Here is a 13,843-nt window from a genome sequence, read left to right as displayed (position 1 = left end):
AGTGGGGCGGCACTCACTTGAGGTGACGGCCGCCATTGACCGTCAGCGTGGTGCCGGTGACGTAGGGATTGTCCAACAGATAGCGCAGGCCGAGGTAGACCGCCTCGGCGCCGGGCTCGATGCCGAGGGCGGACTTGGCCAGGGTCCTGGCGCGGTAGTCGGCGTCGTCCTCCGGCTTGAAGAGGATCAGCGCCGGGGCGATGCCGTTGACCTTGATGCGCGGCGCCAGGCGCGCGGCGAAGGACAGGGTGAGGTTGTCCAGGCCGGCCTTGCTGGCGCTGTAGGCGATGTGCCGGTCGCTGCCCTTGCGCGTCACGTCGTCGCCGATGTGCACGATGTCCGCCGGGCTCGAGTGCTCCAGCAGCTCGGCGCAGTGCAGGTTGATCAGGTAGGGCGCCAGCATGTGTACGCTGAACAGCCGCTGGAAGGTCTGCGCCTCCATGCCGGGCGCCTCGCCCAGCCACTCCGAGGCGTTGTGCACGATGGCGCGCAGGCGGTCGGTGTGCGCCTTGAGCCGCTCGATGAAAGCGAGGATGCCGGCCTCGTCGGCGAAGTCCGCGTGCAGGGTCGGCGCGCCGCGCTCGCGCAGCCGTTCCAGGCCCGGGCGTTCGCGGCGGAAGGTCGCGATCACCGGCTGGCCCGCGTCGAGCAGGCGCTCGGCGCAGTACAGGCCGATGCGCTGGCTGGCGCCGGTGATCAGGATGGGGGCCGGGGATGCACTCATGGGGGGACTCGCACAGCCGGGGGAGTGGGTCCAGCGGCGCAGCATCCGGGTACCTGACCAGTAGTAGGGACGCCGCGCCACCGAACCTGCCGAGGAACTTATAGCAGTGTCCCTCTTTGTACAACCGTACCCACCCCCCGGCACAGACCAAGGTATGACGGTGCGATCCAGGTCTTGCAAAGGAGAAATTCTTGCGGATCGTTAACTTCAGAGTAACGATCGTCCGCCCAGCTTGATTGAACGCTACCCCGGCTGCCGCCTACCGTGAGGCCACGACAGCGGAACCCGTGGAGTAGCCATGACAACAACAATTTCCCCCCGCCGCAGTGGTCGCGTCGGCGCAGCGAGAAGCAGCGCCGGCTCGACCAGGTGCGAGGCCTCGCCGATGGCGTGGTCCTGCCGAGCGACAGGATCGTTGCCGCCCTGGAAGCGCTGATCGCCCCCGGCGATCGCGTGGTGCTGGAAGGCAACAACCAGAAGCAGGCGGACTTCCTGTCCCGCTCGCTGGCCAGGGCCGATCCCGGCAGGCTGCACGATCTGCACATGATCATGCCCAGCGTCAGTCGCGCCGAGCACCTCGACCTGTTCGAGCGCGGCATCGCCCGCAAGCTCGACTTCTCCTTCGCCGGCCCGCAGAGCCTGCGCATCGGCCAGTTGCTGGAGGACGGCCTGCTCGAGGTCGGCGCCATCCATACCTACATCGAGCTGTACTCGCGCCTGGTGGTGGACCTGATCCCCAACGTCGCGCTGGTCGCCGGCTTCATGGCCGACCGCGAGGGCAACATCTACAGCGGCCCGAGCACCGAGGACACCCCGGCGCTGGTCGAGCCGACCGCCTTCGCCGACGGCATCGTCATCGTCCAGGTCAACGAGATCGTCGACGATCCGCGCGATCTGCCGCGCGTGGACATCCCGGCCTCCTGGGTCGACTTCGTGGTGGTGGCCGACAAGCCGTTCTACATCGAGCCGCTGTTCACCCGCGACCCGCGCCACATCAAGCCGGTGCACGTGCTGATGGCGATGATGGCGATCCGCGGCATCTACGAGAGGCACAAGGTCCAGTCGCTCAACCACGGCATCGGCTTCAACACCGCGGCCATCGAGCTGATCCTGCCCACCTACGGCGAGCGCCTCGGCCTCAAGGGCAAGATCTGCCGCAACTGGACCCTCAACCCGCACCCGACCCTGATCCCGGCGATCGAGACCGGCTGGGTCGAGAGCGTGCACTGCTTCGGCACCGAGCTGGGCATGGAGAACTACGTGGCGGCGCGCCCGGACGTGTTCTTCACCGGCCGCGACGGCTCCTTGCGCTCCAACCGCATGATGTGCCAGCTGGCCGGCCAGTACGCGGTCGACCTGTTCATCGGCGCGACCCTGCAGGTCGATGGCGACGGTCACTCGTCCACGGTGACGCGCGGCCGCCTGGCCGGCTTCGGCGGCGCGCCGAACATGGGCCACGATCCGCGCGGCCGTCGCCACGCCACTCCCGCATGGCTGGACATGACCACGCCTGAGACCCTGCTCGAGCGCGGCAAGAAGCTGGTGGTGCAGATGGTCGAGACCTACCAGGAGGGCGGCAAACCCACCTTCGTCGAGCGGCTCGATGCGGTGGACGTGGCGAAGAAGGTCGGCATGCCGCTGGCGCCGGTGATGATCTACGGCGACGACGTCACCCACCTGCTCACCGAGGAAGGCATCGCCTATCTGTACAAGGCCCGTTCGCTGGAAGAGCGCCAGGCGATGATCGCCGCGGTGGCCGGCGTCACCAGCATCGGCCTGCGCCACGACCCCAGGGATACCGAGCGCATGCGCCGCGAAGGGCTGATCGCCCTGCCGGAGGATCTCGGCATCCGCCGTACCGAAGCCAGCCGCGAGCTGCTCGCCGCCAAGAGCATCGCCGAGCTGGTCGACTGGTCCGGTGGCCTCTACAACCCGCCCGCCAAGTTCAGGAGCTGGTGATGAGCGCATTCATTGCAGCAAGACTGCGCCCGAGCCTGGCCGAGCGGCTCGCCGACCTCGCCGTGCAGGCGCTGATCGACGAGGCCGACCTGTCGCCCAAGCCGGCGCTGGTCGACCGCCGCGGCAGCGGCGCGCACCGCGACCTCGACCTGAAGCTGATGCACGCCTCGGCGCGCGCGCTGTGGCCGGCCTTCCACGCCATGGCCGACGCCGGCCAGTCCCTTGCCGAGCTCGGCCAGCCCCTGCGCGAAACCATCGGCCGGCTCGGCCGCGAGGGCGAGGCGCGGATGCTGGCGGTCACCGGCGGGGTCAACACCCACCGCGGCGCGATCTGGGCGCTGGGCCTGTTGGTCACCGCCGCCGCGCTCGAACCCGTGCAAGCCGCGCCGCAGCAGGTGAGCCTGCGCGCCGCGCGACTGGCCCGGCTGGAGGACCGGCAGATGCCGGCGCAGGCGCCCAGCCACGGCGAGCGCGTGCGCCAGCGCTACGGCGTGCGCGGCGCGCGGGAAGAGGCCCGGTGCGGCTTCCCCGGCGCGCTGCAGCACGGCCTGCCGCAGCTCCGGCGCAGCCGCGCAGCCGGCTTCGACGAGAACCACGCGCAGCTGGATGCGCTGCTGGCGATCATGGCGCAGCTCGAAGATACCTGCGTGCTGCACCGGGCCGGACTGGAAGGGCTGGCCAGCATGCAGCACGGCGCCCGCGCGGTGCTGCAGGCCGGCGGCAGCGCCACGCTGGCCGGTCGCCGCTGCCTCAAGGCGCTGGAGCACGACCTGCTGGCCCTCAACGCCTCGCCCGGCGGCGCCGCCGATCTGCTCGCCGCCACCTTATTCCTCGACCGCCTGGAGCCGATGCTCGGGGCGCCGATTGGGAGCCTGTGACTATGGAAACCCTGTCCTTCGAATTTCCCGCCGGCCAGCCGGCCCGCCAGCGCGCCCAGGTGGGCTGCGTCGGCTCCGGCGACCTGGAGGTGCTGCTCGAGCCCGGCCCGGCCGGTCGCCTGAGCATCCAGGTGGTCACCTCGGTGAACGGCAGCGCCGAGCGCTGGCGCCATCTGTTCGAGCGCATGTTCGCCGGTAGCAACCCGCCGGCCCTGAACGTCGATATCCACGATTTCGGCGCCACCCCCGGTGTGGTGCGGCTGCGTCTGGAGCAGGCGCTGGAGGAGCTGAGCCATGTCTGACCTGAATGCACTGCTGCAGAGCCGCAGCTTCGTCGAACTGGGCGCCCGCCAGCGCGCTAGCGCACTGCTCGATCAGGGCAGCCTGCGCGAGCTGCTCGACCCCTTCGCCCGGCTCAAGTCGCCGTGGCTGGAGGCGCAGGGCATCGTCGCCCAGGCCGACGACGGCGTGGTGGTGGCCAAGGGCAGCCTCGGCGGTCGTCCGGCGGTGCTCGCCGCCATCGAGGGCGGCTTCCAGGGCGGCAGTCTCGGCGAGGTGGGCGGCGCGAAGATCGCCGGCGCCCTGGAGCTGGCCGCCGAAGACAACCGCAACGGCATTCCGACCTGCGCCGTGCTGCTGCTGGAGACCGGCGGCGTGCGCCTGCAGGAGGCCAACCTGGGCCTCGCCGCCATCGCCGAGGTGCAGGCGGCCATCGTCGAGCTGCGCCAGTACCAGCCGGTGATCGGCGTGGTCGCAGGTCCCGTGGGCTGCTTCGGCGGCATGTCGATCGCCGCCGCGCTGTGCAGCCACCTGCTGGTCACCCGCGAGGCGCGCCTGGGCCTCAACGGCCCGCAGGTGATCGAGCAGGAGGCCGGCATCGAGGAGTACGACTCGCGCGACCGCCCGTTCATCTGGAGCCTGACCGGCGGCGAGCAGCGCTTCGCCTGCGGGCTGGTCGACGCCTACGTGGCCGACGACGCGCAGGCCATCCGCGAACGGCTGCTGGGCATTCTCGAACGGCCCGGCGACGCCCTGCCGCGCAGCCGCCAGTATCCGCGCTTCCTCGACCTGCTCGGCCGCTATGACGCCGCGCCGCAGGCCGACGCCGCCGCCGTGCGCGCCCTCTATCAAGGAGACCAGGCATGAGCACCGTCCTTTCGCAACGCGGCCTGAACTGGCTGCGCGCCCTCACCGGCAATGCCGCCGAGCAGCCGGGCTACCCGGCCTCGCTGAAGGTGGTCGATGCTCCGCTGGCCGGCCGCCCGGCCCGTTACCTCGCCGTGGTGCCGGATGCCGACAACCGCTTCCCGCGTGCCCGCCACGGCGAGGTCGGCCTGCTCGAAGGCTGGAGCCTCGGCCAGGCGCTGGACGAGGTGATCGCCGCCGACCGCGACGCGCCGGTCAAGCGCGCGGTGGTCGCCGTGGTCGACGTGCCCAGCCAGGCCTACGGCCGCCGCGAGGAGGCCCTCGGCATCCATCAGGCGCTGGCCGGCGCGGTGGACGGCTACGCCCGCGCCCGTCTGGCCGGGCATCCGGTGATCGCCCTGCTGGTCGGCAAGGCCATGTCCGGCGCCTTCCTCGCCCACGGCTACCAGGCCAACCGCATTGTCGCCCTGCGCGATCCGGGGGTGATGGTCCACGCCATGGGCAAGGAGTCCGCCGCGCGGGTCACCCTGCGCACGGTCGACGAACTGGAAGCCTTCGCCGCCAAGGTACCGCCGATGGCCTACGACCTCGACAGCTACGCCTCCCTCGGCCTGCTCTGGGAAACCCTCTCGGTGGAGCGCATCGAGCAGCCGGACGCGGAGGATCTGGCGCGCGTGCGGGCCTGCCTGGAACAGGCCGAGGCCGACATCCGCGCCGCCAGTACTGACCTGCGCGGCCGCCTCGGCGCCGCCAACCGCGCCGCCTCGCGCCGGGTGCGCGAGCTGCTGCGGGCGCAGTGGTAGGCCGCGAGGTGGCTGTCATGGGCGAAACGACGATGCGCCAGGGGGCGGGCGGACTGCCCCGTCCCCACGACCTGCTCTGGGGCGCGAGCGCCGACTGGCTGGAGGCCGGCGCCCCGGCCTGGGCCCGGGCGGTGCTCGCCGCCGGCCTGCCGGTGGTGGTGCGCCGCGCGCCGGCGCGGGACGGCTGGATCGCCGTGGGCGTGCGCGGGCACGGACGCGAGCAGCGCCACGCCACCTGGATGCCGCGGGCGGCGGTCCATCGCTGCGTGCCGCCGGAGCAACTGACCGGCGGCGGGGAGCGGGAGAGCGTCTGCGCGCCGCTGCGCGCCCTGGCCCTGCTGCAGCCGCAACTGGATGCGCTGTGCCGCCAGCACGGACTGGCCTGGGGGGTGACCGGCGGCGCCGGTTACCAGCTGGCCACCGGCGTGACGGTGCTGAACGAGGGCAGCGATCTCGACCTGCTGCTGCGCGTGCCGCGGCCGCTGCAGCGCCGGCAGGCGCAGGCTCTCATGGAGCGGCTGGAGCAGCTGCCGTGCCGGGTCGACCTGCAGCTGGAAACCCCGGCCGGCGCCGTCGCCCTGCGCGAGTGGGCGAGCGCCGCGGCGCGGGTGCTGCTCAAGGCCGGCAATGGCGCGCGGCTGGTCGGCGATCCCTGGCGGGAGGTGGCGGCATGAGCAGTCTGTTCGCCTTCCCCGGCCAGGGCGCCCAGCAGCCGGGCATGCTCCACCAGCTGCCGGACGAACCCCTGGTGCGGGCCTGCCTGGAGGAGGCCAGCGACGCGCTGGGCGAGGACGTGCGGGCGCTGGACAGCGCCGAGGCTTTGGCGTCCACCCGCGCCGTGCAGCTCTGCCTGCTGCTCGCCGGGGTCGCCAGCGCCCGGCTGCTGCTGGCGCGCGGCGCACGGCCGGACTACGTCGCCGGGCTGTCGATCGGCGCCTACCCGGCGGCAGTGGTCGGCGGCGCGCTGGAGCTGGCCGATGCGGCGCGTCTGGTGGCCCTGCGCGGCGAGCTGATGGAGCGGGCCTGGCCGTGCGGTTATGGCATGACCGCCATCATGGGCCTCGGCATCGCCGAGCTGGAGCCCTTGCTGGCGCGGGTCAACGGCCCGGACAGCCCGGTGTTCCTGGCCAATGTCAACGCCGACAACCAGCTGGTGATCGCCGGCAGCGAGGCGGCCATGGCCGCGGTCGGCGAGCTGGCCCGCGGCATCGGCGCCGGCGCGGTGCGGCGCCTGGCGGTCAGCGTGCCCTCGCACTGCGCGCTGCTGGCCGGGCCGGCGGCGCAACTGGCCGAGGCCTTCGCCGGGGTGACGCTGCGCCGCCCGGCGCTGCGCTACCTGAGCGGCAGCTCGGCGCGCCTGGTGCTCGATCCCGAGGCGCTGCGCGACGACCTGACCTTCAACATGTGCCGCGTGGTCGACTGGCGGGGTACCCTGCGCAATGCCTACGAGCGTGGCGTGCGCCTGCACGTCGAGCTGTCGCCCGGCACGGTGCTCAGCGGCCTGGCGCGGCGGGTGATCCGCCAGGGCGCCGTGGTCGCCTTCCAGGGCGCCCGCCTCGATACCCTGGACGCGCTGCTGCGCGAGGAGGGCTGCCTCGACCGCTGACTCGCTACTGCCTGCACGACAAAAACAATATTTTTTCAGACAGGACAATAACAATGATCATCTACGGTGTTGCTTTGCTCTCCATCTGCACCCTGGCCGGCCTGTTCGTCGGCGACCTGCTCGGCGTGCTCCTCGGCGTTCCCTCCAATGTCGGCGGTGTCGGCATCGCCATGATCCTGCTGATCTTCGGCGGCGGCTACCTGAGCAAGCGCGGCCTGCTCGCCGGCAAGACCGAGCAGGGCATCGAGTTCTGGAGCGCCATCTACATCCCCATCGTGGTCGCCATGGCCGCCCAGCAGAACGTGGTCGGCGCGCTGAGCAGCGGCCCCATGGCGATCCTCGCCGGCCTGCTGGCGGTCGGCCTGAGCTTCGCCATGGTGCCGGTGCTGGACAAGCTCGGTCGCCCGGATGTCGCCGCCGAAAAAAAGCCGCATGAGCCGGGCAGTGCCGCCCAGGCTACCGCCAGCGTGCAGAGGTAAGTGCCATGATCACTGAAACCTTGACCAAGGTACTCACCAGTTACGGCCTGATCAGCGGCTTCGCGGTGATCGGCGCGACCATGTGGCTGTCCTACTGGCTATCGGCGAAATTCACCCGGGGGCGTCTGCACGGCTCGGCCATCGCCATCCTGCTCGGTCTGGTGCTGTCCTACGTCGGCGGGCTCCATACCGGCGGCCAGAAGGGCCTGGTGGACATCCCGCTGCTGTCCGGCATCGGCATCCTCGGCGGCGCCATGCTGCGCGACTTCGCGATCATCGCCACCGCCTTCGGCGTCAACCCGGAGGAGCTCAAGCGGGCCGGGGTCAGCGGGGTGATCTCGCTGGCGTTCGGCATCTTCGTCTCGTTCATCGCCGGGGTGAGCGTGGCGCTGGTCTTCGGTTACACCGATGCGGTCAGCCTGACCACCATCGGCGCCGGCGCGGTGACCTACATCGTCGGCCCGGTGACCGGCGCGGCGCTGGGCGCCAGTTCGGAAGTGATGGCCCTGTCGATCGCCGCCGGCCTGATCAAGGCCATGGCGGTGATGGTGGTCACGCCCTTCGTCGCGCCGCTGATCGGGCTGAACAACCCGCGCTCGGCGGTGATCTTCGGCGGGCTGATGGGCACCTCCAGCGGCGTGGCCGCCGGGCTGGCCGCCACCGATCCGAAGCTGGTCCCCTACGGCTGCCTGACCGCGGCCTTCTACACCGCACTGGGCTGTCTGCTCGGCCCGTCGCTGCTGTACTTCATGATGCGTGGCCTGTTCGGCTGAGCGCCCGTTTCGCCAGTTACCGTCGAAACTTTCGGCCGCCGCGAGGCGGCCATTTTTCGAGTTTCAACAAGAGTTCGAACGAAGTTCGTTCGGAGCCGGTAGCGGGTATGTGAAAAGTCGGAGCGGAAATAGCGGAAAAATAAATCCGTAAATATTGAGTGGGTATTTACGCCTGTTTCATTTCAGCCATTTTTTTATGCGGCCTTATTGGCGGTGGCACTTTTCATACAAGGCCGGCATTGAACTTCGTTGCCGTATCGGTACGCCGCGTAGCGGGGGCGGCAGAGATATCCAAGTATGGCCGCAGTTGCCGGTTCTGCAGGGCCGTTGCCAAGTGGCTGTCATGCTGCGGGCCAGGAGCCACGGACATTGGCGCTGTTTAGCGGCTTGCCTGCCGCTGGCGAGCGGCAATGCCCGAGCAGGAGGATGGCTGTCGTGGAACGGATAATCGGTAAATGAATTTTCACCGGTAATGGCGCTTTCTATATTGATCTGGCGCAAATCCTGCTATGGAGAAGGCCCGCTCCGGTTAATGGGTTGTCGCTTCGAGTCCATGCGCGGCCCGCAAAGAGTCGGACATCCGTAATCAATTTTTTGGAGAATCGGTTAATGAAGTCGCTCCTGAGCCGGTTTTTATATGTGCTGCTTCTGTCGCCCGGACTCTTGTTTGCGGCGGAAGTCGATGGCTCCAGCCTGAGTCTGGCCTGGAGCATTCCCTTCGTCGGCATTCTGCTGTCGATTGCCCTGTTTCCCCTGTTCGCGTCCCATATCTGGCACCACCATTTCGGCAAGATCACTGCGTTCTGGACGCTGCTGTTCCTGGTCCCGTTCGCCTTCGCCTTCAGTCTGCACGACACCGTCGCGGTGATCGTGCATGCGCTATTCGCCGAGTACCTGCCGTTCATCATCCTGCTGTTCTCGCTCTACACGATTTCCGGCGGCATTCTGGTCTGGGGCAACCTGCGCGGCTCGCCGCGGCTGAACACCGCGTTGCTGGCCATCGGTGTGCTGCTGGCCTCGCTGATGGGCACCACCGGCGCGGCGATGCTGATGATCCGCCCGCTGCTGCGCGCCAACGACAACCGCAAGCACCGCGTGCACGTGGTGGTGTTCTTCATCTTCCTGGTCGCCAACATCGGCGGCGGGCTGACCCCGCTGGGCGATCCGCCGCTGTTCCTCGGCTTCCTCAAGGGGGTGAGCTTCTTCTGGACGATCGAGCACATGCTGCTGCCGGTGCTGCTGTCGAGTGCGGTGCTGCTGGTGGTCTTCTATTTCATCGACCGCTATTTCTACGCCCGGGAGGACGAGCTGCTGCCGAGCGATCCGTCGCCGGATTCGCCGCTCAGGCTCTATGGCACGATCAACTTCCTGCTGCTCGGCGGGGTGGTCGGCGCCGTGCTGTTGTCGGGCGTCTGGAAGCCGGGCGTCGCCTTCACGGTGATGGGCACCCCGATCGAGCTGCAGAACCTGGTGCGCGACCTGCTGATGGTCGGTCTGGCCCTGGCATCCCTGAAGATCACGCCGGCGCAGGTACGGGCCGGCAACGATTTCGACTGGGGACCGATCCTGGAGGTCGCCAAGCTGTTCGCCGGGATCTTCCTGACCATCGTGCCGGTGCTCGCCATCCTGCGCGCCGGCAGCGAGGGCCGCATGGCCGGGCTGGTAGCGGCAGTGACCCATCCCGACGGCTCGCCGATCGACGCCATGTACTTCTGGATGTCCGGCCTGCTGTCGGGCTTCCTCGACAACGCGCCGACCTACCTGGTGTTCTTCAACCTGGCTTCCGGCGATGCGCAGGTGATGATGAACGACCTGCCGCAGACCCTGCTGGCGGTGTCCATGGGCTCGGTGTTCATGGGCGCGCTGAGCTACATCGGCAACGCGCCGAACTTCATGGTCAAGGCCATCGCCGACCAGCGCGGCGTGCCGATGCCGAGCTTCTTCGGCTACATGGGCTGGTCGTGCGCCATCCTGCTGCCCTGGTTCGTGCTGCTGACGCTGTTCTTCTTCTGAGCGTCTGCCTCGGCTACCGCAAGGCCCCGCTCCGCGCGGGGCCTTCGCGTTTTCAGCCCGCGTGGCGCTTGGCGTACATCCGGCACTCGGCGAGCAGGGCCAGCAGGTTGGGGTCGCGCTCGCGGCTCTTGAGGAACACCACGCCGATCTGCTGCTGCAGGCGGTAGCGCGCCTCGAGCGGGATCAGCCGCACGCGGTTCTCGTACACCGCGGCGATGCGTCCCGGCAGCAGGGCGTAGCCGACTCCGGAGCTGACCATGCTGAGCAGGGTGAAGATGTCGTTGACCTGCATCGCCACCTTGGGCGCGAAGCCGGCCTGCCGGAACACGCGCTGGGCGTCCTGGTGGGTGGCGAAGCCCTGGGTCAGGGTGATGAAGGTGGCTTCGCGCAGCTCGGCCAGGTCGACCTCGGTCTGGCCGGCGAACGGCGAGTCGATCGGCACGGCGAGGAAGATGTCGTCGCGAAACAGCGGCAGCGACTCGCAGTCCGGATCGTTCACGCTGTCGTTGAGCGAGACCAGGATGGCGTCCAGTTCGAGGTTCTTCAGCTTGTACAGCAGGTCGATGTTGGAGCCGAGAATCAGGTCGATGTTCAGCGTGCTGCGCCGCAGCTTGAGGCCCATGATCAGCTGCGGCACGGTCTTCACCGTCAGCGAGTAGAGCGCGCCGAGCTTGAAGCGCTCGGCGGAGAAGCCGGCGGCCTCGCGGGTCAGGCGCACGGTGTCGAGCATGTCGGCGATCAGCTTCTGCGCGCGGTCCTCCAGCACATGGGCGCTCTCCAGCGGCGTCAGCTTGCGCCCCTCGCGCCTGAACAGCGGGCAGCGCAGGGCGTTTTCCAGCGAGTGCAGGGCGCGGTGCACGCTGACCGTGCTGGTGTCCAGCTCGGCGGCGGCGCGCGACAGGTTGCCGCTGCGCATGAAGGCCAGGAAGATTTCCAGTTTCTTGAAGGTCAGTTCTTCGTCGATCTGCATGGGGCGCTACCGCAGGGTGGATGGGCAGCCGCCGGCGGCGGTTTCTCCGGTCGTCGGTTCGAGTCTACCGGGCGCTTCGTCCGACGGGCAGCATCCGCCGCGGCAAATCGCCGGTTGCCGGCAATGCGAAACCTGCCGCATTATCCACACTTTACGTGAGGCCTCACGATCGTCCGCAAGGGCCGTGGCGGCTTCGGCTTTCATCCACCTTCAATCGATATGTAAGGAGAGGGGTGTGAACGAGATCCAGCGTTTCCTTGCCCATGCCATCCAGTTGGAGAAGGAGTCGTCCCGCCGCTATGCCGAGCTGGCCGAAGCCATGCAGAAACTCGGCAATGCCGAGGTGGCGGAGTTCTTCCAGCAGATGTCCCACTATTCCCGCCTGCATCAGCGCGAGGCCATGGAGCGCGGCGGCTTCCACGACCTGCCGAAGCTGGCGGCCGACGAGTACGACTGGCCCGAGGGCTCCAGTCCGGAGGCCGCCTGGGGTCCGGTGGACCCGGACATCGACGTGTTCGGCGCCATGGCGCTGGCCATGCGCGGCGAACAGCGCAGCCACGAGTACTACCAGAAGATCGCCGACGAAACCGCCGACCCGGAAGTGAAGGCGATGGCCACCGAGTTCGCCGACGAAGAGGCCGAGCATGTGGTGCAGCTGGATGTCTGGCACGCCAACCTGGTGAAGCTGACCGCCGCCGGCTGACCTCCAGTCCGCAACCTGTGGCCGTTTCCGAAGGCCGGACGAAGCGCAACGCATCGTCCGGCCTTCGGCTTTTCGGTCCACGCCGTCTCGATGGGCTGACGGGACTTTTCCAGACAACGTTCCTGTGACCGGCGCCACCAGGGCGAGCGTCGACCTCGTCGAGTGCCTGTTCGGCAAGCTGAAGCATTCATGATCGGCGGGGCGAGGCCTTTCCAGGGAATGTCGATCTTCGCGGCCGCTCCGCGATGGCTACGCTGATACGTCACCAGAGCCAGGAAAGCCCGGTAACTGCGATGCGCTCCCGAGCGAATCAGGAGACAGGCGATGGGTGCCCAGTGGATTTCGATCTATGTGCTGGTCGGCATGTTCGTGCTCGCCGCGGTGCTGCCCATCAACATGGGGGTGATCGCCTTCGCCGGCGCGTTCCTCGTCGGCACGCTGGTGGCAGGCATGAATGCCAAGGCCATCATGGGCGGCTTTCCGGTCGATCTGTTCCTGACATTGCTGGGCATCACCTACCTGTTCGTGCTGGCGCAGAACAGCGGCACGATCGACTGGCTCGTGAAACTGGCTGTACGCGCGGTGCGCGGTCGCATCGCGGCAATCCCCTGGCTCATGTTCTTCATCGCGGGCGCGCTCACCTCTGTGGGTGCAGTCAGTCCTGCGGCAGTGGCGATCATTGTGCCCATCGCGCTCGGCTTTGCCGCCCGGCACGGCATCAACCCGCTGATGATGGGCCTCATGGTGATTCATGGGGCGCAGGGCGGTGGCTTCTCGCCGATCAGCATCTATGGCGGCATCACCAACAGGGTCGTGGCCAAGGCCGGCCTGCCGCTCAACGAGATCGCGACCATGATGGCCAGTCTTGCCGTCAACCTGACCGTCGCCTCGCTGCTGTTCTTCCTCATGGGTGGCATGAAGCTGATCCGCCAGGGGGCGGATCCGTGCAGCACAGCCTTCGAGCCACCTCGTGTTCACCGCCAGGATGAGGCACGGGTCCGTGGCGGCACGCTGGGCGAGTCGCTGCCCGGGAAGCCCTGCAAGGCAGGCCAGGTCGAGGATTCTCCGGCAAGTGCAGCGCCGTCCGTATTGCAGGACACAGGCGCGCGCCCATACCGGACCGTCACCGTGGCCGGACTATTGGTCCTGGTGGTGCTCACGCTGTTTTTCGGGCAGGACATCGGCTTCGTCTCCCTCACCATCGGGCTGGTGCTCACGGTGATGGCGCCCAACCTGCAGAAGCACGCCCTGGGGCAGGTGCCCTGGCCGGAGATCCTGCTGGTCGTCGGCGTCAGCACCTACGTGAGTGTGCTGGAGCGGATGGGGACGATCGATTTCGTCGGCCACGGCGTGGCCGGCCTGACCTCGCCGCTGGTCGCCGCGCTGCTGCTGTGCTTCGTGGGCGCAGTCGTGTCGGCCTTCGCCTCGTCGACGGCGGTGCTCGGCTCGCTGATCCCGCTGGCCGTGCCATTCCTGCTGGGCGACACCGGCGTGAGCGCGGTCGGCTTCATCGCCGCCATGGCCGTCTCGTCGACCATCGTCGATGTGAGTCCCTTCTCGACCAACGGGGCGCTGGTCCTCGCCAATGCGCAAGGCGTGAACCGTGACGCCTTCTTCCGGCAACTCCTGGTCTACTGCGCTGCCGTCACCCTCATCGCGCCGGTCGTGGTCTGGCTGCTGTTCGTGGTGCTCTGAGCCACGGACAGTCGGCGGGTGCGTTCTCGTCGACCCGCTACTGTTCGTGCTGGCTGCTGGTTTGGTCTGCTGCCGCTTGCTCCGCCAGCCATCA

General features: G+C 68.6%; 13 protein-coding genes and 1 pseudogene. 12 read left to right on the top strand and 2 right to left on the bottom strand.

Annotated elements, in window-relative coordinates:
• Positions 1–13: 13 nt before the first annotated feature.
• Positions 14–724: a dihydromonapterin reductase gene (gene folM / locus ACG10_RS16980; RefSeq protein WP_198318964.1), complete on the bottom strand. Its 711-nt coding sequence runs from the start codon at positions 722–724 to the stop codon at positions 14–16.
• A 298-nt stretch (positions 725–1,022) separates the two neighbouring features.
• On the opposite strand from folM, the pseudogene mdcA reads away from it, so the two are divergent.
• From mdcA to ACG10_RS16930, 10 genes and pseudogenes are all read left to right on the top strand, one after another.
• Positions 1,023–2,683 (top strand): annotated as a pseudogene (gene mdcA, locus ACG10_RS16975) (malonate decarboxylase subunit alpha).
• Positions 2,683–3,561: a triphosphoribosyl-dephospho-CoA synthase gene (locus tag ACG10_RS16970; RefSeq protein ID WP_089169115.1), complete on the top strand. Its 879-nt coding sequence runs from the start codon at positions 2,683–2,685 to the stop codon at positions 3,559–3,561. The pseudogene mdcA and the gene ACG10_RS16970 overlap by 1 nt, the downstream one beginning before the upstream one ends.
• Positions 3,562–3,563: 2 nt before the next feature.
• The gene (locus tag ACG10_RS16965; protein WP_089169114.1) at positions 3,564–3,863 is read left to right on the top strand and encodes a malonate decarboxylase subunit delta; all 300 of its coding nucleotides are present in this window, start codon (positions 3,564–3,566) and stop codon (positions 3,861–3,863) included.
• Positions 3,856–4,707: a biotin-independent malonate decarboxylase subunit beta gene (locus ACG10_RS16960; protein ID WP_089169113.1), complete on the top strand. Its 852-nt coding sequence runs from the start codon at positions 3,856–3,858 to the stop codon at positions 4,705–4,707. The genes ACG10_RS16965 and ACG10_RS16960 overlap by 8 nt, the downstream gene beginning before the upstream one ends.
• The gene (gene mdcE, locus ACG10_RS16955) at positions 4,704–5,510 is read left to right on the top strand and encodes a biotin-independent malonate decarboxylase subunit gamma (protein WP_089169112.1); all 807 of its coding nucleotides are present in this window, start codon (positions 4,704–4,706) and stop codon (positions 5,508–5,510) included. The genes ACG10_RS16960 and mdcE overlap by 4 nt, the downstream gene beginning before the upstream one ends.
• Positions 5,511–5,542: 32 nt before the next feature.
• The gene (locus ACG10_RS16950; protein WP_089169929.1) at positions 5,543–6,184 is read left to right on the top strand and encodes a malonate decarboxylase holo-ACP synthase; all 642 of its coding nucleotides are present in this window, start codon (positions 5,543–5,545) and stop codon (positions 6,182–6,184) included.
• Positions 6,181–7,116: a malonate decarboxylase subunit epsilon gene (gene mdcH / locus ACG10_RS16945; RefSeq protein WP_089169111.1), complete on the top strand. Its 936-nt coding sequence runs from the start codon at positions 6,181–6,183 to the stop codon at positions 7,114–7,116. The genes ACG10_RS16950 and mdcH overlap by 4 nt, the downstream gene beginning before the upstream one ends.
• 53 nt (positions 7,117–7,169) lie before the next feature.
• A complete protein-coding gene (gene madL, locus ACG10_RS16940; RefSeq protein ID WP_089169110.1) occupies positions 7,170–7,595 on the top strand; it encodes a malonate transporter subunit MadL in 426 nt (141 codons plus the stop codon).
• An 8-nt stretch (positions 7,596–7,603) separates the two neighbouring features.
• Positions 7,604–8,368, top strand: coding sequence for a malonate transporter subunit MadM (madM, locus tag ACG10_RS16935; protein WP_089169928.1), 765 nt, complete (start codon positions 7,604–7,606; stop codon positions 8,366–8,368).
• A 609-nt stretch (positions 8,369–8,977) separates the two neighbouring features.
• Positions 8,978–10,381: a sodium:proton antiporter gene (locus tag ACG10_RS16930; RefSeq protein WP_089169109.1), complete on the top strand. Its 1,404-nt coding sequence runs from the start codon at positions 8,978–8,980 to the stop codon at positions 10,379–10,381.
• A gap of 52 nt (positions 10,382–10,433) precedes the next feature.
• Here ACG10_RS16930 and ACG10_RS16925 read toward each other — a convergent pair whose 3' ends face one another.
• Complete coding sequence (locus ACG10_RS16925) at positions 10,434–11,351, bottom strand: LysR family transcriptional regulator (RefSeq protein ID WP_089169108.1); 918 nt, start codon at positions 11,349–11,351, stop codon at positions 10,434–10,436.
• A gap of 235 nt (positions 11,352–11,586) precedes the next feature.
• On the opposite strand from ACG10_RS16925, the gene ACG10_RS16920 reads away from it, so the two are divergent.
• The gene (locus ACG10_RS16920; protein WP_089169107.1) at positions 11,587–12,054 is read left to right on the top strand and encodes a ferritin-like domain-containing protein; all 468 of its coding nucleotides are present in this window, start codon (positions 11,587–11,589) and stop codon (positions 12,052–12,054) included.
• A gap of 324 nt (positions 12,055–12,378) precedes the next feature.
• A complete protein-coding gene (locus ACG10_RS16915; protein ID WP_089169106.1) occupies positions 12,379–13,749 on the top strand; it encodes an SLC13 family permease in 1,371 nt (456 codons plus the stop codon).
• The last annotated feature ends 94 nt before the right edge of the window (positions 13,750–13,843 follow it).

It is taken from the genome of Azotobacter chroococcum, from assembly GCF_002220155.1.
GTDB classification, from domain to species: domain Bacteria; phylum Pseudomonadota; class Gammaproteobacteria; order Pseudomonadales; family Pseudomonadaceae; genus Azotobacter; species Azotobacter chroococcum.
The sequence above is the reverse complement of the archived record's forward strand: the minus strand, read 5'-3'. Positions and strand labels throughout refer to the sequence as shown.

What these genes read in the sequence shown, in the direction of transcription:
- ACG10_RS16950 (WP_089169929.1), top strand. Translation starts at nt 5,543, where the DNA reads ATGCGCCAGGGGGCGGGCGGACTGCCCCGTCCCCACGACCTGCTCTGG.
- mdcE (WP_089169112.1), top strand. Translation starts at nt 4,704, where the DNA reads ATGAGCACCGTCCTTTCGCAACGCGGCCTGAACTGGCTGCGCGCCCTC.
- ACG10_RS16915 (WP_089169106.1), top strand. Translation starts at nt 12,379, where the DNA reads ATGGGTGCCCAGTGGATTTCGATCTATGTGCTGGTCGGCATGTTCGTG.
- ACG10_RS16930 (WP_089169109.1), top strand. Translation starts at nt 8,978, where the DNA reads ATGAAGTCGCTCCTGAGCCGGTTTTTATATGTGCTGCTTCTGTCGCCC.
- ACG10_RS16960 (WP_089169113.1), top strand. Translation starts at nt 3,856, where the DNA reads ATGTCTGACCTGAATGCACTGCTGCAGAGCCGCAGCTTCGTCGAACTG.
- madL (WP_089169110.1), top strand. Translation starts at nt 7,170, where the DNA reads ATGATCATCTACGGTGTTGCTTTGCTCTCCATCTGCACCCTGGCCGGC.
- folM (WP_198318964.1), bottom strand. Translation starts at nt 724, where the DNA reads ATGAGTGCATCCCCGGCCCCCATCCTGATCACCGGCGCCAGCCAGCGC.
- mdcH (WP_089169111.1), top strand. Translation starts at nt 6,181, where the DNA reads ATGAGCAGTCTGTTCGCCTTCCCCGGCCAGGGCGCCCAGCAGCCGGGC.
- ACG10_RS16925 (WP_089169108.1), bottom strand. Translation starts at nt 11,351, where the DNA reads ATGCAGATCGACGAAGAACTGACCTTCAAGAAACTGGAAATCTTCCTG.
- ACG10_RS16965 (WP_089169114.1), top strand. Translation starts at nt 3,564, where the DNA reads ATGGAAACCCTGTCCTTCGAATTTCCCGCCGGCCAGCCGGCCCGCCAG.
- ACG10_RS16970 (WP_089169115.1), top strand. Translation starts at nt 2,683, where the DNA reads ATGAGCGCATTCATTGCAGCAAGACTGCGCCCGAGCCTGGCCGAGCGG.